Below are 20,527 nucleotides of genomic sequence, written 5' to 3'. Positions count from 1 at the left end.
GCGGAGCCTACTGGTCGGTGCCGTGCCCGACTGTCAGTACGTCCGCATCGAAGCAGGTGCGGTCGCCGGTGTGGCAGGCGGCGCCGATCTGGTCGACCCGGACGAGGACGGTGTCGGCGTCGCAGTCCAGGGCCACGGACTTGACGTGCTGGAAGTGGCCGGAGGTGTCGCCCTTGACCCAGTACTCCTGGCGGCTGCGGGACCAGTAGGTGCAGCGGCCGGTGGTGAGGGTGCGGTGCAGTGCCTCGTCGTCCATCCAGCCCAGCATCAGTACCTCGCCGGTGTCGTACTGCTGGGCGACGGCGGGGACCAGGCCGTCGGCGCCGCGCTTGAGGCGGGCGGCGATGGCGGGGTCGAGGGCGGAGGCGGGGATGCCCGGGTCCGCGGGGCCTCGGTCGGTGGCGCTGCTGCTCATGGGTCCATTGTGCCGTGCGGCATCCTGCTGGCATGCACCAGCGACGCCCGCCCCTGCCGCCTCCGGATCCGGACCGTGCCGCGCGGGTCGCGGTGACGGTGCTGGTGGTGGTGTTCGTGGTGGCGGTGGTGGTGGCCGGGGCGCTGCTGGTGCGGGGCTGACGGGGGCCGGAGCGGAGGCGGGAGCCGGAGGGGCGGCCCCCGGGTGCCGCGGCGCCGTGGCACGGCTGGGGGCACGGTCGTACGCTGGCGGTATGTCGACCCATGCGAAGCGTGAACGGCTCCTTCTCGCCGACCTGTTGGAGAGCGCGGGACCTGACGCGCCGACCCTGTGCAAGGGCTGGACGACGCGGCAGCTCGCCGCGCACGTGGTGGTGCGGGAGCGGCGCGCGGACGCGGCCGGCGGGATTCTCCTCAAGCCGCTGGCCGCGCGGCTGGAGCGGGTGCAGGCGGAGTTCGCGGACAAGCCGTACCAGGAGCTGATCGCGCTCATCAGGACGGGGCCGCCCCGGATGTCGCCGTTCGCGCTGAAGCAGCTGGACGAGGCGTCCAACACCGTCGAGTTCTATGTGCACGCCGAGGACGTGCGGCGGGCGCAGCCGGACTGGACGCCGCGGGAGCTGGATCCCGTCTTCTCGGACGCGCTGTGGTCGCGCATCGAGCGGATGTCGCGGGTGCTGGGCCGCCGGTCGCCGGTGGGTCTGGTGCTGCGCCGGCCGGACGGGCGGACGGCGGTGGCGCACCGCGGGGCGCCGGTCGTGACGGTCGTCGGGGAGCCGGGCGAGCTGACGATGTTCGCTTTCGGGCGGCAGGCGGAGGCGACCGTGGAGCTGGACGGCGAGAAGGACGCGATCGGGCGGTTGGTGCAGGCGGAGCTGGGGATGTAGCCGGGCTCCGGGAGGGCGGCTCAGGTGCCGCCCGGGTCCAGGTGCTCCAGCAGGATGCGTTCCAGTTCGCGGGCGGCGCGGGGCGGGGAGACGTCGCCGCGGTGCGCCACGGAGACGACGCGGTGCATGCCGGGGGTGCTGAAGCGGGTGACGCGCAGGCCGGAGCGTTCGGCGACCATGCTGGGGACGACGGCGATGCCGAGTCCGGCGCGGACGAAGCCGAGGACGGCGTCCATCTCGCCGCCCTCGACGGTGAAGGTGGGCTCGAAGCCGGCCGCGCGGCAGGCGGCGGTGGTGAATTCCCGCAGGTCGTAGCCGCGGCGGAACATCGCGAGCGGCCGGCCGCGGAGGTCTTCGACGCGGATGCCGGCGCGGCGGCTGACCGGGGCGGGCCGGTCGGGGGCGGAGACCACGACCAGCTCCTCGCGCAGCAGGTCGGACGTGACCAGGGCGGGGGCCTGGACGGGCAGCGGGGTGATGATCAGCGCCAGGTCGAGTGCGCCGTCGGCGAGGGCGCGTACGAGGTCCTGGGAGCCGTCCTCGTTCACGATCAGGTCGACGCCGGGGTAGGTGGCGTGGAAGGCGCTCAGGACATCGGGGACGAGGCTGGCGCAGAGGCTGGGCGGGGCGCCGAGGCGGAGTCTGCCGCGGCGCAGCTGGGCGACCTCCTGGACCTCGCGGCGGGCGGTCTCGGTGTCGGCGAGGATGCGGCGGGCCAGCGGCAGCAGGGTCTCGCCGGCGTCGGTGAGGGTGATGTGGCCGCGGGCGCGGTGGAAGAGTTCGGCGCCCAATTCCCGCTCCAGGGCACGGATTTGCTGGGAGAGGGAGGGCTGGGCGACGTGCTCGCGCTCGGCGGCGCGGGTGAAGTGGCGGGTGTCCGCGACGGCGGTGAAATAGCGGAGCTGCTGCAGCTGCATGGGGGCATCGTAAGGCGTCGATAGGTGTTACCTATGGACATGAGCCGGACCATGTCTTGGACTGATGGGGCGGTGGGTCCTTAGCGTCAGGACTCATGGCACTGGACACTCGGACGGATCGACGGCCGTCCTTCGCGGGCCTTCTGTGGCGCTCGACCGTCGGCAAGAAGGCGGCGATGGCCGTCAGCGGCATCGTGATGCTGCTGTATCTGGTCGTCCACATGCTGGGCAACCTCAAGATCTTCTTCGGGGCGGCGGACTTCAACGCGTACGCCGGCTGGCTGCGCACCATCGGCGAGCCGTTCCTGCACCACGAGTGGTTCCTGTGGATCGCGCGGCTGGTGCTTCTCGCCGCGGTCGTCACGCACGCGGTGGCCGCCTACCAGCTCAGCCGGCGGGACATCGCCGCCCGGCCCGCCAGATATGCGCATCCCCGCAGGCGGGCCAGTTACGCGACGCGGACGATGCGCTGGGGCGGTGTCATCCTCGGGCTCTTCATCGTCTGGCACATCCTGGACCTGACGACGCTGACGGTGAATCCGCGCGCCGAGGCCGGCCACCCGTACGAGAACGTCGTCGCGACCTTCTCCACCTGGTACGGCAACGTCGTCTACATCGTGGCGATGCTCGCCCTCGGACTGCACATCCGGCACGGGTTCTGGAGCGCCGCACAGACGCTGGGCGCCAACCGTCCCGGCCGCGACCGGCTGCTCAAGCAGCTGGCGAACCTCCTCGCTGCCGCCTTGACCCTGGGCTTCATCGCCGTCCCCGTCTCCGTGATGACCGGAGTAGTGAGCTGACATGACCTCCTATGACGCCTACGCGACCGGTGCGCCGGTCGCCGACACCGCCGCCCCGGACGGGCCGATCGCCGAGCGCTGGGACCGCCGCCGCTTCGAGGCGAAGCTGGTCAACCCGGCCAACCGCCGCAAGCACACCGTCATCGTCGTCGGCACCGGTCTGGCGGGCGGCGCCGCGGGCGCGACACTCGCCGAACAGGGCTACCACGTCGAGCAGTTCTGCTATCAGGACTCACCGCGCCGGGCCCATTCCATCGCGGCGCAGGGCGGTATCAACGCGGCGAAGAACTACCGCAACGACGGGGACTCCATCCACCGGCTCTTCTACGACACCGTGAAGGGCGGCGACTTCCGGGCCCGCGAGTCGAATGTGCACCGGCTGGCGCAGATCTCGGTGGAGATCATCGACCAGTGCGTGGCGCAGGGCGTGCCCTTCGCCCGCGAATACGGCGGGCTGCTCGACACCCGGTCGTTCGGCGGGGTGCAGGTGTCGAGGACGTTCTACGCGCGCGGGCAGACCGGCCAGCAATTGCTGCTGGGTGCCTATCAGGCGCTGTCCCGGCAGATCGCGGCCGGGGGTGTGCGCCTGCACGCGCGGACCGAGATGCTCGATGTGATCGTCGTCGACGGGCGGGCCCGCGGCATTGTCGCGCGGGATCTGGTCACCGGCCGGATCGACACCTGGTTCGCGGACGCGGTGGTGCTCGCCACGGGCGGCTACGGCAATGTCTTCTACCTGTCCACCAACGCCATGAATTCCAATGCGACGGCGGTCTGGCGAGCTCACCGGCGCGGCGCGTATTTCGCCAACCCCTGTTTCACCCAGATCCATCCGACCTGCATTCCGCGCACCGGCGACCACCAGTCGAAGCTGACCTTGATGAGCGAGTCGCTGCGCAATGACGGGCGTATCTGGGTGCCGAAGGAGAAGGGCGACACGCGCCCGGCGAACGAGATCCCGGAGGACGAGCGGGATTACTACCTGGAGCGGATCTACCCCGCATTCGGCAATCTCGTACCGCGCGACATCGCCTCCCGCGCGGCGAAGAACGTGTGCGACGAGGGCCGCGGGGTGGGACCCGGCGGGCAGGGCGTCTATCTGGACTTCGCGGACGCCATCGCCCGGATGGGGCGCGCCCAGGTCGAGGAGAAGTACGGCAATCTCTTCGACATGTACGCCCGGATCACCGCGGAGAATCCGTACGAGGTGCCGATGCGGATCTACCCGGCGGTGCATTACACGATGGGCGGCCTGTGGGTCGACTACGACCTCCAGACCAGCGTGCCGGGGCTGTTCGCCATCGGCGAGGCGAATTTCTCCGACCACGGCGCCAACCGGCTGGGCGCCTCCGCGCTGATGCAGGGCCTGGCGGACGGCTATTTCGTCCTGCCGTCCACCATCAACGACTATCTGGCCCGCAACCCGCTGGACGACGACGTCGACGCAGGACATCCGGCGGCCGTCCGAATCGTCGAGGAGACCACGGCGCGGCTGGCGGACCTCCTGGCCGTGGACGGCGACCGCACTCCCGACTCGTTCCACCGGGAAATCGGTGAACTCATGTGGGAGTACTGCGGAATGGCCCGTACGGACGCGGGGCTGCGCAAGGCCCTGGACCGCATTCCGCAGATCCGCGAGGAATTCTGGCGCCGTATCAAGGTGCCGGGCACCGGTGAGGAGTTCAACCAGTCGCTGGAGAAGGCCAACCGCATCGTCGACTATCTGGAGCTCGCCGAGCTGATGTGCCTCGACGCACTGCACCGCTCCGAGTCCTGCGGCGGGCATTTCCGCGAGGAGTCCCAGACGGCGGACGGCGAGGCCGCCCGCCGCGACGAGGAGTTCGGCTACAGCGCCGCCTGGCAGTTCACCGCCACCGGCAAGGCCCCCGTCCTGCACAAGGAAGACCTGGTCTTCGAGTACGTCCACCCCACCCAGCGGAGCTACGCATGAAGCTCACCCTGCGCGTCTGGCGCCAGCCCGACGCGGCCTCCCCCGGCGCCATGACCAGCTACGACGTCGACGGAATCGCCTCCGACATGTCGTTCCTGGAGATGCTCGACACCCTCAACGAGGAGCTGATCCTCGCCGGGGACGATCCGGTCGCCTTCGACCACGACTGCCGCGAGGGCATCTGCGGCGCGTGCAGCCTGGTCATCAACGGCGACGCGCACGGCCCGGAGCGCACCACCACCTGCCAGTTGCACATGCGGTCCTTCGCGGACGGCGACACCATCGACGTCGAGCCGTGGCGGGCGTCCGCCTTCCCGGTCGTCAAGGATCTGGTCGTCGACCGGGGCGCCTTCGACCGCATCATCCAGTCCGGCGGCTACGTCACCGCACCGACCGGCGCCGCCCCCGAGGCGCACGCCACCGCCGTCCCCAAGCCGGTCGCCGACACCGCCTTCGAGCACGCCGAGTGCATCGGCTGCGGCGCCTGCGTGGCGGCCTGCCCCAACGGCTCGGCGATGCTCTTCACCTCCGCCAAGGTCGTCCACCTCAACTCGCTGCCGCAGGGCGCCCCCGAGCGCGAGAGCCGGGTCCTGGACATGGTCGGGCAGATGGACGCGGAGGGCTTCGGCGGCTGCACCAACACCGGCGAGTGCGCCACCGCCTGCCCCAAGGGCATCCCGCTGTTCAGCATCACGACGATGAACCGCGAGTATCTGCGGGCGGCCCGCAAGGGACGGTGACCCGTCCCGCCCCGGTTCACACCGCGGCGGTCCCGATGAGCCCCTCCCGGGTGACGAGGGCGGTCAGCTCCGCCTCGGTGCGCCCCTCGGTGCCGTCGGGCCGCCGCGGCAGGACCAGGTAGCGGCTCTCCGCGCTGGAGTCCCACACCGTGATCGCGGTGCCCGCGGGCACTTCGAGCCCGAACTCGGCGAGTACGGCCCGCGGTTCGCGCACCACCCGCGAGCGGTAGGCCTCGCTCTTGTACCAGGACGGCGACGGACCCAGCAGCCCGATCGGATAGCAGGAGCACAGGGTGCACACCAGGACGTTGTGGGTGTCCTCGGTGTTCGCCACGACCTTGAGGCGCTGCTCCTGGATGCCGCCGGCCATGGACAGCCCCAGCTCCGGCAGCGCGGTGTTCGCGTCGGCCAGCAGCCGCTCCCGGAAGCCGGCATCGGACCAGGCACGGGCCACGATCCGGGCCCCGTTGACGGGCGAGGCGCCCGCCAGCAGCTCGGCCAGCACCGCGTCCAGCTGTGTCTCGGCGACCACCCCGGCGTCGATCAGCCGCTCCTCCAGCCGCCGTACCCGCGCCGCCACCGGCGCACTCGTGTGCTCCCCGCTCATGCCTCGTCCTTCCCTGCCGGCTCGATGTAGGACTCCCAGAGGTCGACCGTCACCTCGTGATCGCCCTCGCCCCACAGGTCACGCGCCGCGAAGGCCACGGTGTACACGGGCTCCACCCGCGGCCGGTCGAGGCCCGCCGCCCGCTCGTCGGCCAGCTCCCAGCTGCCCTGCCGCTCGACGATCCGCCCCACGTGGCCGCGCACATACCGCGGCGCCCGGGTGTGCCCCGCCGGATCGGTGGTGCGTACGCGGACCGGGCGGCCCACCTCGAAGTCACCGCTCACCGAGCACCCGCCGCTCCGTCAGCAGCGTCTCGATGGCCATCAGCCAGCGCTCGTAGTACGACGTGGCCAGATAGGTCTGCGGGTCCATCCGCTCCACCGCGTCCCGCAACTCGTCGAGGCGGTAGACGCCGTTGCGCACCAGCACGGAGTTCAACGCGAACACCCGCGCCTCCCAGTCGGCGTGGAACGGCGGCTCCTCCCGGTCGATCTCCAGCGCCCCGAACCCGGTCTGCCCACCCACATCGTTGACACGGCTCATGGGCGGAGCCTACGAGGTGGGCGGGCCTGCGACCAGCACCGGCGACGGCGCGCGGGCGGTCACCGCACCGGGTGCCCGGCCTCCCGCAGTGCGCCCTTGACCTGGCCGATGCGCAGGTCACCGAAGTGGAAGACGGAGGCGGCCAGCACCGCGTCGGCGCCGGCGGCCACGGCCGGCGGGAAGTCGGTGAGGCGGCCGGCGCCGCCGGAGGCGATGACGGGCACGGTGACGTGCCGGCGGACCGCCTCGATCATCTGCACGTCGTAGCCGTCCTTGGTGCCGTCCGCGTCCATGGAGTTGAGGAGGATCTCACCGGCGCCCAACTCGGCGGCGCGGTGGGCCCATTCGACGGCGTCGACACCGGCGGAACGGCGGCCGCCGTGCGTGGTGACCTCGAAGGAGCCGCTCTCGGTGCGGCGGGCGTCGACGGACAGCACCAGGACCTGGCTGCCGAAGCGCTCCGCGATCTCCCGGATCAGGTCGGGGCGCGCGAGGGCGGCGGTGTTGACGCCGACCTTGTCCGCGCCGGCCCGCAGCAGCTTGTCGACGTCCTCGGTGGTGCGGACGCCGCCACCGACGGTGAGCGGGATGAAGACCTGCTCGGCGGTGCGGCGCACCACGTCGTAGGTGGTCTCGCGGTTGCCGGAGGAGGCGGTGATGTCGAGGAACGTCAGCTCGTCCGCGCCCTCCTCACCGTAGATCTTCGCCATTTCGACGGGGTCGCCGGCGTCGCGCAGATTCTGGAAGTTGACGCCCTTCACGACCCGGCCGTTGTCCACGTCCAGGCAGGGGATGACTCGGACCGCCAGGGTCATGTTCGCTTCAGACCTCTCGATAAGCTTCTAGTTCCACCTCGACCAGCACCCGGGAGTCGACGAAACCGGAGACCACGACCAGCGTCGCGGCCGGCCGGATCTCGTCGAAGAGCTCCTTGTGGGCGCGGCCGACGGCGTCCACATCGCGTGCGTGGGTCAGATACATCCTGGTGCGCAGGACGGACGCGGCGCCGAGACCGAAGGGTTTCAGCGCCGCCAGCGCATTGCCGAAGGCGACCTTCGTCTGCTCGTACGGATCGCCGTCACCGTGCAGCACACCGTCGACCAGCGGCATCGTGCCGGCGACCAGGACCCGGTCACCGGCGGCCACCGCGCGCGCGAAGCCGATGGACTCCTCCCAGGGGCTTTTGTCGCCACTGCCGTTCCGTACGCGCTCGATGGTCATCTCGCCGCCTTCTTCCCGCCGCTACGACACCGCTGCCAGTGCCTCTTCGAGGGTGAACGCCTTCGCGTAGAGCGCCTTGCCGACGATCGCGCCTTCGACACCCTCCGATACCAGGGTCGCAAGCGCCCGCAGATCGTCAAGCGAGGAGACGCCGCCGGAGGCGACGACCGGGCGGTCGGTGGCCGCGCAGACGTTCTTGAGCAGCTCCAGGTTGGGGCCCTGGAGCGTGCCGTCCTTGTTGATGTCGGTGACGACGTAGCGGGCGCAGCCCTCGGCGTCCAGGCGGGCCAGCGTCTCGTAGAGGTCTCCGCCGTCCCGGGTCCAGCCGCGGCCGCGCAGCGTCGTGCCGCGCACGTCCAGGCCGACCGCGATCTGGTCGCCGTGTTCGGCGATGACCTTGGCGACCCACTCGGGGGTCTCCAGGGCCGCGGTGCCGAGGTTGACGCGGCGGCAGCCGGTGGCGAGCGCTGCGGCCAGCGACGCGTCGTCGCGGATGCCGCCGGACAGCTCGACCTTGATGTCCATGGAGCGGGCGACCTCGGCGATCTGCGCCCGGTTGTCGCCGGTGCCGAAGGCCGCGTCGAGGTCGACGAGGTGCAGCCATTCGGCGCCGGACTGCTGCCAGGCGAGAGCGGCCTGCAGCGGGTCGCCGTAGGAGGTCTCGGAACCGGACTCGCCGTGCACGAGACGGACGGCCTGGCCGTCGCGGACATCGACGGCGGGGAGGAGTTCGAGCTTCGACGCGTGGGTCATCACAGTGTCTCGATCCAATTGCTCAGGAGCTGGGCACCGGCGTCGCCGGACTTCTCGGGGTGGAACTGGGTGGCCCAGAGCGGGCCGTTCTCGACCGCGGCCACGAACTTCTCGCCGTGCGTGGTCCAGCTGACCTTGGGGCCGGTGATCTGCCGGTTCCCGATCTCCAGCTCCCAGTCGTGCACCGCGTAGGAGTGCACGAAGTAGTAGCGGTCGCCGCTGTCCAGGCCGGCGAAGAGCCGCGAGCCGTCGGCGGCCTCGACGGTGTTCCAGCCCATGTGCGGGACGACCTCGGCCTTGAGCGGGCCGACCGTGCCGGGCCACTCGTCCAGCCCTTCGGTCTCCACGCCGTGCTCGATGCCGCGGCCGAAGAGGATCTGCATGCCGACGCAGATGCCCATGACGGGCCGGCCGCCGGAGAGCCTGCGGCCGACGATCCAGTCGCCACGGGCGTCCTTCAGCCCCTGCATGCAGGACGCGAAGGCGCCGACGCCGGGAACCAGCAGACCGTCGGCGTTCATCGCCGTGTCGTAGTCCCGGGTGATCTCCACGTCGGCGCCGACGTGCGCGAGGGCGCGCTCGGCGGAGCGGATGTTGCCGAAGCCGTAGTCGAAGACGACGACGCGCTTACGGGGTGCGGAGGTCAATTCCACACCTCCAGCCGCATCACGCCCGCGACCAGGCACATCGCGGAACCGAGGGCGAGCAGGGTGATCACGCTCTTGGGGATCTTCTGCTTCCAGAAGGAGTAGACCCCTCCGAGCAGGAAGAGTCCGACAAGGATGAAGACCGTGGACAGGCCGTTCACAGGGTGCTCCCGTTCGCTTCTGCGCCGCTCACAGCGCGCCCTTCGTGGAGGGAAGAATTCCGGCCGCGCGCGGGTCGCGCTCGCTGGCGTAGCGCAGGGCGCGGGCCAGGGCCTTGAACTGGCACTCCACGATGTGGTGGGCGTTGCGGCCGTACGGGACGTGGATGTGCAGGGCGATCTGGGCCTGCGCGACGAAGGACTCGAAGATGTGCCGCGTCATCGTCGTGTCGTAGGTGCCGATCATCGGCGCCATCGTCTCGGGCTCGGTGTGCACCAGATACGGGCGGCCGGAGAGGTCGACGGTGACCTGGGCGAGCGACTCGTCCAGCGGGACGGTGCAGTTGCCGAAGCGGTAGATGCCGACCTTGTCGCCGAGGGCCTGCTTGAAGGCGGCACCCAGCGCGAGGGCGGTGTCCTCGATGGTGTGGTGGGTGTCGATGTGCAGGTCGCCATCGGTCTTGACCTTGAGGTCGAAGAGGCCGTGCCGGCCGAGCTGGTCGAGCATGTGGTCGTAGAAGCCGACCCCGGTCGACACATCGACCTGGCCGGTGCCGTCGAGATCGATCTCGACGAGCACCGAGGTCTCCTTGGTGGTGCGCTCCACGCGTCCTACGCGGGTCATCGCTTGTTCTCCTTCAGTACTGCGCGAACCGCGTCGAGGAACGCGTCGTTCTCGGCCGGGGTGCCGGCGGTGACCCGCAGCCAGCCCGGTACGCCGTTGTCACGGACCAGCACGCCGTGGTCGAGGATGGCCTGCCAGGTGCTGTGCGCGTCGTCGAAGCACCCGAACTGCACGAAGTTGGCATCGGAGTCGACGACCTCGCAGCCGGCCGCGCGCAGCTCGGTGACCAGGCGGTCCCGCTCGGTCTTCAGCTGCTCGACGTACTTCAGGAGCGTGTCGGTGTGCTCCAGGGCGGCGAGCGCGGTGGCCTGGGTGACGGACGAGAGGTGGTACGGGAGCCGGACGAGCTGCACGGCGTCCACGACGGCGGGGTCGGCGGCCAGATAGCCGAGGCGGAGCCCGGCGGCGCCGAACGCCTTGGACATGGTCCGCGACACCACCAGATTCGGCCTGCCCTCGATCAGCGGCAGCAGCGAGGGGCGGTGGCTGAACTCGCCGTAGGCCTCGTCGACGACGACGAGGGCCCCGGCACCGTCGGCGCGGGCGGCCTGCGCGGCGTCGTACAGCGCGAGGACGGTGTCGGCGCCGACTGCGGTGCCGGTGGGGTTGTTCGGCGAGCAGATGAAGACCACGTCGGGGCGGCGGGCGGCGATCTCGGTCCGGGCGGCCTCGACGTCGATGGTGAAGTCGTCGCGCCGCGGTCCGGAGATCCAGCCGGTGCCCGTGCCGCGCGAGATCAGCGCGTGCATGGAGTACGACGGCTCGAAGCCGAGGGCGGTGCGGCCGGGGCCGCCGAAGGTCTGCAGCAGCTGCTGGATGACCTCGTTGGAGCCGTTGGCGGCCCAGACCTGGGCGGCGGTGACGTCATGCCCGCCGGTGCGGCTGAGGTACGCGGCCAGCTCGGTGCGCAGCTCGACGGCGTCCCGGTCCGGGTAGCGGTTGAGCTGCCGGGCGGCGTCGGTGACCCGCTCGGCGATCCGCCGCACCAGCGGCTCGGGCAGCGGGTAGGGGTTCTCGTTGGTGTTCAGGCGGACGGGGACGTCCAGCTGCGGGGCGCCGTACGGGGACTTGCCGCGCAGCTCGTCCCTGATGGGGAGATCGTCGATGCGGGTCACGTGCCTGCTCACTTGCTCTGCGGGACCTTCCAGTCGAACCTGGCCTTCAGCGCGGCGCCGTGGGCCGGGAGGTCCTCGGCCTCGGCGAGGGTCACCACATGGTGGGCGACCTCGGCCAGCGCGTCGCGGGAGTAGTCCACGACATGGATGCCGCGCAGGAAGGACTGCACGGACAGGCCCGAGGAGTGGCAGGCGCAGCCGCCGGTGGGCAGGACGTGGTTGGAGCCCGCGCAGTAGTCGCCGAGCGAGACCGGGGCGTACGGGCCGACGAAGATCGCGCCGGCGTTGCGGACGCGGGCGGCGACGGCGGTGGCGTCGGCGGTCTGGATTTCGAGGTGCTCGGCGCCGTAGGCGTCGACGACCTTCAGCCCTTGGTCGATGCCGTCGACGAGGACGATCGCGGACTGCTGCCCGGCGAGCGCCTCGGCGATCCGCTCGGTGTGCTTGGTGGCCTCGACCTGCGGCTTCAGCGCGGCCTCGACGGCCTCGGCCAGCTCCGCCGAGTCGGTGACGAGGACGGCGGCGGCGAGGGTGTCGTGTTCGGCCTGGCTGATCAGGTCGGCGGCGACGTGCTCGGGGTCGGCGGTGGCGTCGGCGAGGACCGCGATCTCGGTGGGCCCGGCCTCGGCGTCGATGCCGATCCGGCCCTTGAGCAGGCGCTTGGCGGAGGCGACGTAGATGTTGCCGGGGCCCGTGACGAGATTGACGGGCAGGCATTCCTCGGTGCCGTACGCGAACATCGCGATGGCCTGGGCGCCACCGGCGGCGTAGACCTCGTCGACGCCGAGCAGGGCACAGGCGGCGAGGATGGTGGGGTGCGGCAGGCCGCCGAATTCCTTCTGCGGCGGGGAGGTGACGGCGATGCCCTCGACGCCCGCTTCCTGGGCGGGCACGACGTTCATCACGACGGAGGAGGGGTAGACCGCGAGGCCGCCGGGGACGTACAGCCCGACGCGCTCGACGGGCACCCAGCGTTCGGTGACCGTGCCGCCGGGGACGACCTTGGTGGTGGTGTCCGTGCGGCGCTGCTCGCGGTGGACGATCCGGGCGCGCCGGATGGACTCCTCCAGGGCGGCGCGGACGGCCGGGTCCAGCTGCGTCAGGGCGCGGTCGAGCGCCTCGGCCGGCACCCGTACCCGCTCGATCTCGACGCCGTCGAACCGCCGCGCGTAGTCGATCAGCGCCGCGGTGCCGCGATGGCGTACGTCCTCGCAGATGGGCCGCACCTTCTCCAGGGCGGCTTCCACGTCGAACTCGGCACGGGGCAGCAGGTCGCGCAGGGCGCCGCCCTCCGGGAGGGCGTCACCGCGCAGATCGATTCGGGAGATCACCCTCCCAGTGTCTCAGACGCGTATCAGCGGCCGACCGCCCGTATCACTGGGTGATACACAGCGGTACGCACCCCGGACGCGTGGTGACCGGCCGCGCGAAGTTGACCGGAGTTGGCCCTGACCACGCGTGTTCAGGCAGTCACCGGGCGGGCAAGGGGTCCGTACGGGGTGTGCGGGGGCAGTCGGGGGACGCGTGTGACGTCAGGAAGCGGTGCCGGTCCCACGGCACCGGAAGAGGCAGGGGGATCCCACAGTGACCGAGCCAGCGGACGGCGACGCGCCCGCCGACCTGCAGCTGACATCGGCGGAATGGAGCATGTGGCAGGCCTTTCGGAACGGCAGCACCTGCGATCTGCACATCGGGGACCCGGCGCGGGACGATCCGCACGGCCAGCATCTGTGGGGTCCCGAGCGCCGGGTGCGGGCCCGTGTCGTGGCGCTGCTGCTGCTGGAGGGCCCGCTCGCGCAGCCGGGCCGGGTCTCCGCGCTCAAGCTCACCGGTGCGTACATCACGGACACTCTCGACCTTGCAGGCGGCGCGATCAAGCCATTCGTGGAGCTGCGGGACTGCCGCTTCGAGGCCGAGGTGCTGCTGCCCGAGAGCCACTTCACGACGCTGCGGCTGGTGAACTGCGCGATCCCGCGGGTGGAGGCGGCGCGCCTGAACACCGAGGGCGATCTGCATCTGCCGCGCTGCGTGGTGCAGTCCGGCATCCGCCTCACCGACGCGCACATCGGCACGGACCTGCTGCTCAATCAGATCGTGGTGCACAAGGACCGGCAGGGCCGGTCGATCATGGCGGACGGGATGACCGTCGCCCAGGACATCCAGGCGGAGCTGATCGAGTCCTACGGCGAGCTGTCGCTGCGCGGCGCCGTCGTCGGCGTGTCGCTGAGCCTGCGCGGCAGCCGGCTGAGCAACCCCTTCGGCCGCCGGGCGCTGAACGCCCCCCAGCTGACCGTCGAGCGCACCCTCTACCTCACCGCCGCCGGGCTCGCGAACTCCCCGTTCTCCAGCAGCGCCACTCCCCCGTACGGCATCGCGCACACCCCCTCGCGGGGCACCCGCATGCAGCGTTTCGAGTGCGAGGGCGGGATGCGGCTCGACGACGGGCGGTTCGGTGACGCGGTCGACTTCGAGCACGCCCGGTTCACGATGGAGTCCGACCAGGAGCTGTCGCTGCGCCGCATCCAGACACCCGAGCTGCGGTTCCTCGGCGAACGGCCGCAGCGCGGACGGGTGATCCTCTCCGGCGCCCGGGTCGTCAACCTCGTCGACAAGTCGGCCAGCTGGCCGGGGCTCGGCGGGCTGTGGATGGCCGGCTTCGCCTACGAGACACTCATCCCGCGCGGCCACTTCCCGCTGGCGCTGCGGCTCCAGTGGGTGGCGGCGGCGACCCCCGAGTACGCCCCCGAGCCGTACGAGATGCTCGCCACCGCCCTGCGCACCAGCGGTGAGGACGCCGACGCCCGGGAGGTGCAGCTGGCCAAGCAGCGGCGCCGCCGGGAGACGCTGCCGCTGGCGGCGAAGACCTGGGGAGTCCTGCAGGACTGGACGGTGGCCTACGGATACCGGCCGGGGCGGGCCGCGGTGTGGATGGCCATCCTGTGGGCGATCGGCACGCTCTACTTCTCCCAGTCCCCGCCACCCCCGCTCAAGCCGGACGAGGCCCCGCCGTGGAATCCGTATCTCTACTCCCTCGATCTGCTGCTTCCCGTGATCGACCTGAATCAGGGGACGGCCTGGAAGCCGGACGGCGGTGCGCAATGGGCGGCAGCGGTACTGATCCTCGCCGGCTGGGTGCTGGCCACCACCGTCGCGGCGGGCGCCTCCCGGCTGCTGCGCCGGCAGTAGGCGGGGGTGTGGGTGGCGGACTCCGGCGCCGCAGGCAATAGGCTTACCGACTGTGACCTCCGTACGCCTGCCGCTTTTCCCGTTGAACTCGGTGCTGTTCCCGGGACTCGTGCTCCCGCTGAACGTCTTCGAGGCGCGGTACCGGGCGATGATGCGCGACCTGGTCGCGCTGCCCGAGGACGACCGCCGCTTCGGCGTGATCGCGATCCGGGACGGCCGCGAGGTCGCCCCCACCGCACAGGGCATGCCGGACGCCACGCTGCCGGCCGCCGCCGGGCCCGCGGCGGGCTTCGGCGACGACCCGATGGCCGCCTTCCACTCCGTGGGCTGCATCGCGGACGCGGCGACCATCCGGGAGAAGTCGACCGACGACGACACCGGCTACGAGGTCCTGGCCACCGGCACCACCCGCTACCGCCTGCTGTCGGTGGACGCCTCCGGCCCGTATCTGACGGGTGAGATGGAAGAGCTCGAAGAGGGCGAGGGGGAGGGCGCCGGGGCGCTCGCCTCGGGCGTCGTACGGGCCTTTCGCACCTATCAGAAGCGGCTGGCCTGGGCGAACGAGCGGACGCTGTCCAGCGGCCAGGATCTGCCCGCCGACCCGTCGGTGCTGTCCTACCTGGTGGCGGCCGCCGCGGTGCTGGACGTCCCCGCCAAGCAGCAGCTGCTGGAGGCCGCGGACACCGCGTCCCGGCTCGGGCAGGAGCTGAAACTCCTTCGCCAGGAGTCGGCGCTGCTCGGTAAGCTCCCGTCGCTTCCGGCCGTCGATCTGACCCGGCAGCCGACCAGCCCCAACTGACCCGAGGCGTTTGCGCGTTGTCGAAGAAGTCGAAACAGGACCGGAAGGCCGGCCCCGGCGGGACACCCGCGACGGTCGCCCTGGCCGCGTCCGGTGTCCCGTTCACGGTCCACTCCTACGCGCACGACCCGGCTGCCGCCTCGTACGGCGAGGAGGCCGCCGAGGCGCTCGGGGTGGCGCCCGAGCAGGTGTTCAAGACCCTGCTGGCCGATGTCGACGGCACCCTGACCGTCGCGGTGGTGCCGGTGTCCGGCTCCCTCGACCTCAAGGCGCTGGCGGCCGCGGTGGGCGGCAAGCGGGCCACGATGGCCGATCCGGCCGCGGCCGAGCGCAGCACCGGCTACGTCCTCGGCGGGATCTCGCCGCTGGGCCAGCGCAAGCGGCTGCGTACGGTCGTGGACGCCTCGGCGCAAGGCCGGCCGACGGTCTGTGTGTCGGCGGGCCGGCGCGGCCTGGAGGTCGAGCTGGCGCCGGCGGATCTGGTGACGCTCACCGGAGCCTCCATCGCGCCGATCTCCCGGGGCTGAGCCCCGGGAGGGCGGCTCCCGGAGGGCGGCCGTGCGTGCCGGTCAGTGCGGGTTCGGCGGGTCCTGCGGGGGGTTACCGGGCCATTCCATGGCCTCCGGCTCCGGGTCGCGCGGGCCGAACAGGCCGGTCAGCGCCAGCTGGGCGAGCATCGCGGCGACCGGCCAGGCCAGCAGCGCGCCCTTGGCCTCCAGCCGCAGCGGGCTGTCGAAGGTCACGCCCGTGCCGACCTGCTTGGCGTGCGCGATCACGTTCTCCGTAGGGCCCAGCCAGACGCCGACGTGCCAGGCGAGTACGGCGCCGAGCAGTCCGCCGGCGGTCAGCGCCACCACCAGCGGGATGCCGCCGCGCCGGCGGAAGAGGAAGACCACCGCCGCGCTGAGCACACCGAAGCCGAGGGCCAGCAGCACGAAGGTGCCGTCGGCGCCGATCGACTCCTCCCCCTCGGTGTTCTTCAGGTAGATGCTCTTGGTGTCGGCGATCAGCGGCACATGCGGCGCGAGCCACGCCCACAGCACACCGAGCAGCACACCGCTCACCGCCACCGCGAGCGCGATGACCGCGGCCTCGCGCACCTCGCGGACGTGCTCGGGGTCCTCGAAGTAGGCCCGCGCGGGCGTCCGGCCGTGCGACGGCAGCGCGCCGGGATCGGCGGCGGCCCCTCTGCCGGCGGCGGGTGCGGCCCACGGGTTCTGCGGCTCTTCGGGCGGTTGGTTGTTGCGTGGCGTCAGCGGTGCGGTCACCCCGTCATCGTGCCAGGTGGGCGAGGTCCGGCCATCAGCAGGACGTCCGTTCGGGCCCGTCGGGCCGGTCATCGGGCCGCCGCCCGGCGGTACGCCCAGGTCGCGACGGCCAGCGACACCACCCCGACGGCGGCGCAGACGCCCAGGTCGGCGCCGATCACCAGCCAGTCGGGATGCGCGTCGAAGCTGCGGGCCAGCGCCTCCACCCCGTAGGTCGAGGGGAGCAGATCGCGGGCGTAGCCGATCACCGCGGGCAGCCGGCCGGCCGGCAGCACGCCCAGCAGCAGCGCCGCGGACATGCCCAACTGGCCGCAGAGCGTGGCGAGTTCCTGACGGGGGGCGAGCAGTCCCAGGGCCGCGCCGAGGCCGGCCAGCGCGGCGCCGGACAGCGGGATGACCGCGGCCAGCACCCAGAGGTTCGCCATCGGGAGCTGGAAGAGGAGGCAGCCGGTCACCGCGGTGACGATCGTGCCCGGCACCGTGAACGAGGCGTAGGCGCCGGCCGCGCCGAGCACCACGGCGGCCGGTGGCACGGGCAGCGTCGCGTAGTGGTCGAGTCCGCCGCCGGCCCGCAGCTGCCCGAAGTACTGGGCCAGCAGGTTGAGCGCGACGAAGGCCACCACGAGCACGCTGGAGCCGGAGACCACGGCCCGTGCCTCGTCGCCGCCGTCGACCACGCCGCGCATCAGGACCATGATCCCGACGGACTGGAAGGTGGCGACGAACAGCAGCGGGATGCGCGCGACCCTGGCCCGCGAGAGCTGGGCGCGGTAGACGGCGCCGAGCGCGGGGACCATCCGGGCGCGCGGCGCCAGCGGGGCGGCCGCGCCGTCCGGCTGCCCCGCGGCAGTCTCCCGGGCGTCCGGTCCGGCCCCGGCCACCACTTCCCCGGGAACCACGCTCACGCCTTCACCACGCCTTCCTCGATACATCCGCGCCGCGGCCCCGGCGCGATCCGGGTGCCGACGGCCGGCGTCCCCTTGGCCTCACGCCTTGACCAGTCCTTCCGCGCGCCCGCCGAGCGCGAGGTAGACATCTTCCAGGCTGGGTGTGGCGAGGGTGAAATCGTCGAGGGCGGCGAAGGCGGCGCCCGCGGTGACGGCGGCGACGGCGGCGCGCGCCTCATCGGCGGGCAGCCGCAAGCTCCAGCGGCGGCCGGAGACGCGGGCGGCGCCGGCGAGTGCGGCGACCTCGGGCACGTCCAGCGGGGGCCGGTCGCGCCACACCAGATCCAGCCGCACCTCCTGCCCCACCATTTCCTTCAGCCCCCCGGGCGTGTCGCAGGCGATGACGCGTCCCCGGTCGATCACCGCGACCCGGTCCAGCACGCTCTCGGCCTCCAGGACATTGTGGGTCACCAGCACCACGGTGGCGCCCCGCTCGGCCCGCCGGCGGTCCACCGCGCTCCACACCGCGCGCCGCGCGACCGGGTCCATGCCGGTGGTCGGCTCGTCCAGGACCAGCAGCGGCCGTTCGCCGATGAGGACGGTCGCGAAGCACGCCAGCCGCCGCTGCCCGCCGGACAGCTTCTTCAGCGCCCGGCCCGCGATCTCGGTGAGACCCAGCTCGTCGATCACCGCGTCCCGTTCGGCCCGCGCCTCGCGGACGGGGAGACCGCGCAGCCTGCCGGTGGTCTCCACGGCCAGCGCCACGGTCATCTCGTCCAGGGCGGTGGACTCCTGCCCCAGGTAGCCGAGGAGCCGGGCGGCCCGCTCGGGGTGGCGCACCAGGTCGTGGCCGAGGACGGTGACGCTGCCGGAGTCCGGCCGCAGCAGTCCGGTCAGCTGGCGCACGAGGGTGGACTTGCCGGCGCCGTTCGGGCCGAGCAGCCCGAAGATCTCCCCGCGGTGTACGTCCAGGCTGATGCCGTCACTGGCACGTACGGCAGGCGCCTGTGCCGCCCCGCGGCGCCCGCGCATCGCGGGGTACGTCTTGACCAGGTCCTGCACGGCACACACCGTCTCGCCGCGCTCCACCTGTTTTGCGCCCGTCCTCACGAGCCAAGAGGTTACGCGCCCCCGGGCCGCGCCCGGCCCGCGGGGCCGGGCGGGGCGGCGGACGGCGGGCGTCAGTCGCCGGCCGGTGCGTGCCCGGCGGCCGTGCGCAGATCGACCTCGCGCCAGAACCCGGCCCGGATCGCGTAGCGGTCGTGTTCGTCGATCTGGTCGTCCTTGTGGGCGAGCAGCCCGAACCGTGCGGCGTAGCGGAGCAATTCCCCGTCGATGCGGTGCGGGATGCGCGGGTACTCCGTCGAGAGCTGCTGCAGATGAGCGGTGTCGGAGAGCCGCTCGGTCCAGCGCCGGGCGAAGACCTGGCCGACCTCGAAGGGGTCGCCGCTGACGGCGGTGATGTCCTCCTCGCGGTCCGCCCAGCGCTGTTCGGCGCTGGTCAGCTGGGCCAGGGTGGGCAGCGAGGCGGTCTCGGAGGGCTCACCCACCGGGCCGCCGCGTTCGGCCCACCCTTTGTCGGACGACCAGCGCAGCGTGGCGCTGGGCGCGGGCGCGGGCTGGGCGCCGCTGCCGGGGGTGCCCGGCGCGCGGTCGGCCGCGGCGTGGGCGCGGCCCAGTGAGGCCAGGTCCTTGGGGGTGGGGACGACCTTGGAGCCGCCGGTGCCGGGTCCCTCGCCTGGCGTCTCGTCGTCCTGGCTTCCGGTGCCGGGCCGGGTGGTGCCGTTCGAGCCGTTGCGCTCGTGGACGGGCTCGGCGGTGTCCGGTCCGGAGGCCGCGGCGGCGGCCGCTGCCGCCGCGGCGACCGCGGACTCCGGCAGCGGCGCGGAGAGGATCGCGGCGATCTCGGGGCGCGGCACCGGCGGCGGCGCGCAGGGCCCGCCGAGTTCCTTGGCGCGTACGGCGCGGGTGATCCAGGTCCGGTCCAGCACCCGCCGCTCGTCGGCCTCGGCGACCAGGTCCTCGGACTGGTTGTAGTCGCCGTCCGCGGCCTGGACGGCCCAGAGGTGGACGGCGACGCCGTGTTCCTTCGCCGACATCAGTCCGGGCAGCAGATCGCCGTCGCCGGTGACCAGCACGATGTCGGAGCAGGCGCGGTTGCGGGCGAGTTCGGTGAGTTCGGCGTGCATGGCGGCGTCCACGCCCTTCTGCGCCCAGCGGCCGTCACTGCGGGTCAGGGCGCCAAGCCGGACGGTGACCCGGGGCATCACGCGCAGCCGCCGGTGTTCGGGCTGCGGGACGCGGTCGGGCGCGCCGTCGAACCAGTAGATGCGCAGCAGCGGCTGTTCGGTGTCGGCTTCCGCGCGCTGCCGCAGGCCCTGGATGAGGGCGGCGTGGTCGACGGAGATCCGGGACCGGGCGGGCTCTCCGGCGAGCAGACTCGCGGCGGCGCCGAGCAAATATCCGGCGTCCACCAGGACGACGCAGCGATCCACGTTCCACCCTCTTCCCTGAGGTGCTGAAGTCCGGTCGCCCCCCGGCTCGGCCTGTGGCACGAGTTCTCTTCGGCTGTGCTTCGAGTCTGCCCGACCGTACGGGGGTTATCTGCCCCAACTCGATCATCGGCGTGGCGGATTCGGGAGGGATCCCGGATACAGCGCGTGATCACCCGTATCACAGACGGTAATTGCCCGAAATGCAGTGTTATGCCCGGCGTGTAAGTCTGGTCCCGGCCCCGATCCCAGGATCCCCCTCAGGAGGCACGATCATGGCCAAGCACAAGAAGGACCGGAACAAGCAGCAAAAGGGCGGCCCGGCCGAGCACGGCCACGAGCAGGCCCAGAAGTCGGCCATCGAGGCCATCTCCCAGCCGCAGCAGTCGGCTCAGGGCAGCCCGGCGGACGTCGCCCGCAAGCACCAGCGCCGCTTCGGCCACAACTGACTTACACCACACATGAGTTGAGGGGCGCGCCCGATGCGGGCGCGCCCCTCGCGCACGTGGTGCGCCGA

At 72.1% G+C, this 20,527-nt stretch carries 26 protein-coding genes; 9 read left to right on the top strand and 17 right to left on the bottom strand.

Annotation, left to right across the window (positions count from 1 at the left end; genetic code table 11):
- Nucleotides 1-7: 7 nt before the first annotated feature.
- Complete coding sequence (hisI, locus tag ACIRQ7_RS16400; protein WP_401475752.1) at nucleotides 8-415, bottom strand: phosphoribosyl-AMP cyclohydrolase; 408 nt, start codon at nucleotides 413-415, stop codon at nucleotides 8-10.
- Nucleotides 416-447: 32 nt separating this feature from the next.
- Here hisI and ACIRQ7_RS16395 point away from each other — a divergent pair, with 32 nt between their 5' ends.
- Both ACIRQ7_RS16395 and ACIRQ7_RS16390 read left to right on the top strand, forming a co-directional pair.
- Nucleotides 448-576: a hypothetical protein gene (locus tag ACIRQ7_RS16395; RefSeq protein ID WP_404262995.1), complete on the top strand. Its 129-nt coding sequence runs from the start codon at nucleotides 448-450 to the stop codon at nucleotides 574-576.
- Between the two features lie 92 nt (nucleotides 577-668).
- A complete protein-coding gene (locus ACIRQ7_RS16390; protein WP_401475758.1) occupies nucleotides 669-1,301 on the top strand; it encodes a TIGR03085 family metal-binding protein in 633 nt (210 codons plus the stop codon).
- A 20-nt stretch (nucleotides 1,302-1,321) separates the two neighbouring features.
- On the opposite strand, the gene ACIRQ7_RS16385 is transcribed toward ACIRQ7_RS16390, so the two are convergent.
- The gene (locus ACIRQ7_RS16385) at nucleotides 1,322-2,218 is read right to left on the bottom strand and encodes a LysR family transcriptional regulator (RefSeq protein ID WP_404262994.1); all 897 of its coding nucleotides are present in this window, start codon (nucleotides 2,216-2,218) and stop codon (nucleotides 1,322-1,324) included.
- 95 nt (nucleotides 2,219-2,313) lie between these two features.
- On the opposite strand from ACIRQ7_RS16385, the gene ACIRQ7_RS16380 reads away from it, so the two are divergent.
- Genes ACIRQ7_RS16380 through ACIRQ7_RS16370 form a run of 3 tightly spaced genes read left to right on the top strand, consistent with a single transcriptional unit; the run spans nucleotide 2,314 to nucleotide 5,709 of the window.
- Nucleotides 2,314-3,018, top strand: coding sequence for a succinate dehydrogenase cytochrome b subunit (locus ACIRQ7_RS16380; protein ID WP_404262993.1), 705 nt, complete (start codon nucleotides 2,314-2,316; stop codon nucleotides 3,016-3,018).
- Between the two features lies 1 nt (nucleotide 3,019).
- Nucleotides 3,020-4,969: a fumarate reductase/succinate dehydrogenase flavoprotein subunit gene (locus ACIRQ7_RS16375; RefSeq protein ID WP_404262992.1), complete on the top strand. Its 1,950-nt coding sequence runs from the start codon at nucleotides 3,020-3,022 to the stop codon at nucleotides 4,967-4,969.
- Nucleotides 4,966-5,709 carry a succinate dehydrogenase/fumarate reductase iron-sulfur subunit gene (locus ACIRQ7_RS16370; RefSeq protein WP_401475770.1) on the top strand — a complete coding sequence of 248 codons (744 nt, stop codon included), beginning with the start codon at nucleotides 4,966-4,968 and terminating at the stop codon, nucleotides 5,707-5,709. Before ACIRQ7_RS16375 ends, ACIRQ7_RS16370 begins: the two co-directional genes overlap by 4 nt.
- A 16-nt stretch (nucleotides 5,710-5,725) precedes the next feature.
- Here ACIRQ7_RS16370 and ACIRQ7_RS16365 read toward each other — a convergent pair whose 3' ends face one another.
- The 11 genes from ACIRQ7_RS16365 to hisD are packed head-to-tail and all read right to left on the bottom strand — an operon-like array spanning nucleotide 5,726 to nucleotide 12,709.
- Nucleotides 5,726-6,316, bottom strand: coding sequence for a nitrile hydratase subunit alpha (locus tag ACIRQ7_RS16365; protein ID WP_404262990.1), 591 nt, complete (start codon nucleotides 6,314-6,316; stop codon nucleotides 5,726-5,728).
- Nucleotides 6,313-6,600: an SH3-like domain-containing protein gene (locus tag ACIRQ7_RS16360; RefSeq protein WP_404262988.1), complete on the bottom strand. Its 288-nt coding sequence runs from the start codon at nucleotides 6,598-6,600 to the stop codon at nucleotides 6,313-6,315. The genes ACIRQ7_RS16365 and ACIRQ7_RS16360 overlap by 4 nt, the downstream gene beginning before the upstream one ends.
- Nucleotides 6,590-6,859 (bottom strand): hypothetical protein, encoded by a 270-nt coding sequence (locus tag ACIRQ7_RS16355; RefSeq protein ID WP_404262987.1) that lies wholly within the window; start codon nucleotides 6,857-6,859, stop codon nucleotides 6,590-6,592. Before ACIRQ7_RS16355 ends, ACIRQ7_RS16360 begins: the two co-directional genes overlap by 11 nt.
- 59 nt (nucleotides 6,860-6,918) lie before the next feature.
- Nucleotides 6,919-7,674 (bottom strand): imidazole glycerol phosphate synthase subunit HisF, encoded by a 756-nt coding sequence (hisF, locus tag ACIRQ7_RS16350; protein ID WP_401475782.1) that lies wholly within the window; start codon nucleotides 7,672-7,674, stop codon nucleotides 6,919-6,921.
- Nucleotides 7,675-7,681: 7 nt separating this feature from the next.
- Nucleotides 7,682-8,080 carry a RidA family protein gene (locus ACIRQ7_RS16345; protein WP_404262985.1) on the bottom strand — a complete coding sequence of 133 codons (399 nt, stop codon included), beginning with the start codon at nucleotides 8,078-8,080 and terminating at the stop codon, nucleotides 7,682-7,684.
- A gap of 21 nt (nucleotides 8,081-8,101) precedes the next feature.
- Nucleotides 8,102-8,833, bottom strand: a complete 732-nt coding sequence (priA, locus tag ACIRQ7_RS16340; RefSeq protein ID WP_401475788.1) for a bifunctional 1-(5-phosphoribosyl)-5-((5-phosphoribosylamino)methylideneamino)imidazole-4-carboxamide isomerase/phosphoribosylanthranilate isomerase PriA — start codon at nucleotides 8,831-8,833, stop codon at nucleotides 8,102-8,104.
- Nucleotides 8,833-9,480: an imidazole glycerol phosphate synthase subunit HisH gene (gene hisH / locus ACIRQ7_RS16335; RefSeq protein WP_404262983.1), complete on the bottom strand. Its 648-nt coding sequence runs from the start codon at nucleotides 9,478-9,480 to the stop codon at nucleotides 8,833-8,835. The genes priA and hisH overlap by 1 nt, the downstream gene beginning before the upstream one ends.
- A complete protein-coding gene (locus ACIRQ7_RS16330; RefSeq protein WP_401475794.1) occupies nucleotides 9,477-9,641 on the bottom strand; it encodes a hypothetical protein in 165 nt (54 codons plus the stop codon). Before ACIRQ7_RS16330 ends, hisH begins: the two co-directional genes overlap by 4 nt.
- 28 nt (nucleotides 9,642-9,669) lie before the next feature.
- A complete protein-coding gene (gene hisB, locus ACIRQ7_RS16325) occupies nucleotides 9,670-10,263 on the bottom strand; it encodes an imidazoleglycerol-phosphate dehydratase HisB (protein ID WP_401475797.1) in 594 nt (197 codons plus the stop codon).
- Nucleotides 10,260-11,378: a histidinol-phosphate transaminase gene (locus tag ACIRQ7_RS16320; protein WP_404263153.1), complete on the bottom strand. Its 1,119-nt coding sequence runs from the start codon at nucleotides 11,376-11,378 to the stop codon at nucleotides 10,260-10,262. Before ACIRQ7_RS16320 ends, hisB begins: the two co-directional genes overlap by 4 nt.
- 8 nt (nucleotides 11,379-11,386) lie before the next feature.
- Nucleotides 11,387-12,709: a histidinol dehydrogenase gene (gene hisD / locus ACIRQ7_RS16315; protein ID WP_404262982.1), complete on the bottom strand. Its 1,323-nt coding sequence runs from the start codon at nucleotides 12,707-12,709 to the stop codon at nucleotides 11,387-11,389.
- A gap of 253 nt (nucleotides 12,710-12,962) precedes the next feature.
- On the opposite strand from hisD, the gene ACIRQ7_RS16310 reads away from it, so the two are divergent.
- Genes ACIRQ7_RS16310 through ybaK form a run of 3 tightly spaced genes read left to right on the top strand, consistent with a single transcriptional unit; the run spans nucleotide 12,963 to nucleotide 15,890 of the window.
- A complete protein-coding gene (locus tag ACIRQ7_RS16310; RefSeq protein ID WP_404262980.1) occupies nucleotides 12,963-14,564 on the top strand; it encodes an oxidoreductase in 1,602 nt (533 codons plus the stop codon).
- A 52-nt stretch (nucleotides 14,565-14,616) separates the two neighbouring features.
- Nucleotides 14,617-15,363, top strand: coding sequence for an LON peptidase substrate-binding domain-containing protein (locus ACIRQ7_RS16305; RefSeq protein WP_403670961.1), 747 nt, complete (start codon nucleotides 14,617-14,619; stop codon nucleotides 15,361-15,363).
- A gap of 17 nt (nucleotides 15,364-15,380) precedes the next feature.
- A complete protein-coding gene (ybaK, locus tag ACIRQ7_RS16300) occupies nucleotides 15,381-15,890 on the top strand; it encodes a Cys-tRNA(Pro) deacylase (protein WP_404262978.1) in 510 nt (169 codons plus the stop codon).
- Between the two features lie 42 nt (nucleotides 15,891-15,932).
- Here ybaK and ACIRQ7_RS16295 read toward each other — a convergent pair whose 3' ends face one another.
- From ACIRQ7_RS16295 to ACIRQ7_RS16280, 4 genes are all read right to left on the bottom strand, one after another.
- Entirely contained in the window at nucleotides 15,933-16,631 is a 699-nt protein-coding gene (locus ACIRQ7_RS16295; RefSeq protein ID WP_404262976.1) for an ABC transporter permease, read from the bottom strand.
- A gap of 68 nt (nucleotides 16,632-16,699) precedes the next feature.
- Nucleotides 16,700-17,563: an ABC transporter permease gene (locus ACIRQ7_RS16290; protein WP_404262974.1), complete on the bottom strand. Its 864-nt coding sequence runs from the start codon at nucleotides 17,561-17,563 to the stop codon at nucleotides 16,700-16,702.
- 54 nt (nucleotides 17,564-17,617) lie between these two features.
- Nucleotides 17,618-18,550: an ABC transporter ATP-binding protein gene (locus ACIRQ7_RS16285; RefSeq protein ID WP_403671087.1), complete on the bottom strand. Its 933-nt coding sequence runs from the start codon at nucleotides 18,548-18,550 to the stop codon at nucleotides 17,618-17,620.
- 149 nt (nucleotides 18,551-18,699) lie between these two features.
- Entirely contained in the window at nucleotides 18,700-20,013 is a 1,314-nt protein-coding gene (locus ACIRQ7_RS16280; RefSeq protein WP_404262973.1) for an NYN domain-containing protein, read from the bottom strand.
- Nucleotides 20,014-20,285: 272 nt separating this feature from the next.
- On the opposite strand from ACIRQ7_RS16280, the gene ACIRQ7_RS16275 reads away from it, so the two are divergent.
- Nucleotides 20,286-20,459 carry a hypothetical protein gene (locus ACIRQ7_RS16275; protein ID WP_401475816.1) on the top strand — a complete coding sequence of 58 codons (174 nt, stop codon included), beginning with the start codon at nucleotides 20,286-20,288 and terminating at the stop codon, nucleotides 20,457-20,459.
- The last annotated feature ends 68 nt before the right edge of the window (nucleotides 20,460-20,527 follow it).

This window comes from Streptomyces sp. NPDC101393 (assembly GCF_044767385.1).
In the GTDB taxonomy this organism is placed as follows: domain Bacteria; phylum Actinomycetota; class Actinomycetes; order Streptomycetales; family Streptomycetaceae; genus Streptomyces.
This window is presented reverse-complemented; position numbering and strand designations above follow the sequence as displayed.

Coding starts and splice junctions, on each gene's coding strand:
- ACIRQ7_RS16395 (WP_404262995.1), top strand. CDS start 448: ATGCACCAGCGACGCCCGCCCCTGCCGCCTCCGGATCCGGACCGTGCC.
- ACIRQ7_RS16365 (WP_404262990.1), bottom strand. CDS start 6,316: ATGAGCGGGGAGCACACGAGTGCGCCGGTGGCGGCGCGGGTACGGCGG.
- ACIRQ7_RS16380 (WP_404262993.1), top strand. CDS start 2,314: ATGGCACTGGACACTCGGACGGATCGACGGCCGTCCTTCGCGGGCCTT.
- ACIRQ7_RS16385 (WP_404262994.1), bottom strand. CDS start 2,218: ATGCAGCTGCAGCAGCTCCGCTATTTCACCGCCGTCGCGGACACCCGC.
- ACIRQ7_RS16290 (WP_404262974.1), bottom strand. CDS start 17,563: ATGTATCGAGGAAGGCGTGGTGAAGGCGTGAGCGTGGTTCCCGGGGAA.
- priA (WP_401475788.1), bottom strand. CDS start 8,833: ATGACCCACGCGTCGAAGCTCGAACTCCTCCCCGCCGTCGATGTCCGC.
- ACIRQ7_RS16355 (WP_404262987.1), bottom strand. CDS start 6,859: ATGAGCCGTGTCAACGATGTGGGTGGGCAGACCGGGTTCGGGGCGCTG.
- ACIRQ7_RS16375 (WP_404262992.1), top strand. CDS start 3,020: ATGACCTCCTATGACGCCTACGCGACCGGTGCGCCGGTCGCCGACACC.
- hisI (WP_401475752.1), bottom strand. CDS start 415: ATGAGCAGCAGCGCCACCGACCGAGGCCCCGCGGACCCGGGCATCCCC.
- ACIRQ7_RS16370 (WP_401475770.1), top strand. CDS start 4,966: ATGAAGCTCACCCTGCGCGTCTGGCGCCAGCCCGACGCGGCCTCCCCC.
- ACIRQ7_RS16275 (WP_401475816.1), top strand. CDS start 20,286: ATGGCCAAGCACAAGAAGGACCGGAACAAGCAGCAAAAGGGCGGCCCG.
- ACIRQ7_RS16390 (WP_401475758.1), top strand. CDS start 669: ATGTCGACCCATGCGAAGCGTGAACGGCTCCTTCTCGCCGACCTGTTG.
- ACIRQ7_RS16345 (WP_404262985.1), bottom strand. CDS start 8,080: ATGACCATCGAGCGCGTACGGAACGGCAGTGGCGACAAAAGCCCCTGG.
- hisF (WP_401475782.1), bottom strand. CDS start 7,674: ATGACCCTGGCGGTCCGAGTCATCCCCTGCCTGGACGTGGACAACGGC.
- hisB (WP_401475797.1), bottom strand. CDS start 10,263: ATGACCCGCGTAGGACGCGTGGAGCGCACCACCAAGGAGACCTCGGTG.
- ACIRQ7_RS16285 (WP_403671087.1), bottom strand. CDS start 18,550: ATGCGCGGGCGCCGCGGGGCGGCACAGGCGCCTGCCGTACGTGCCAGT.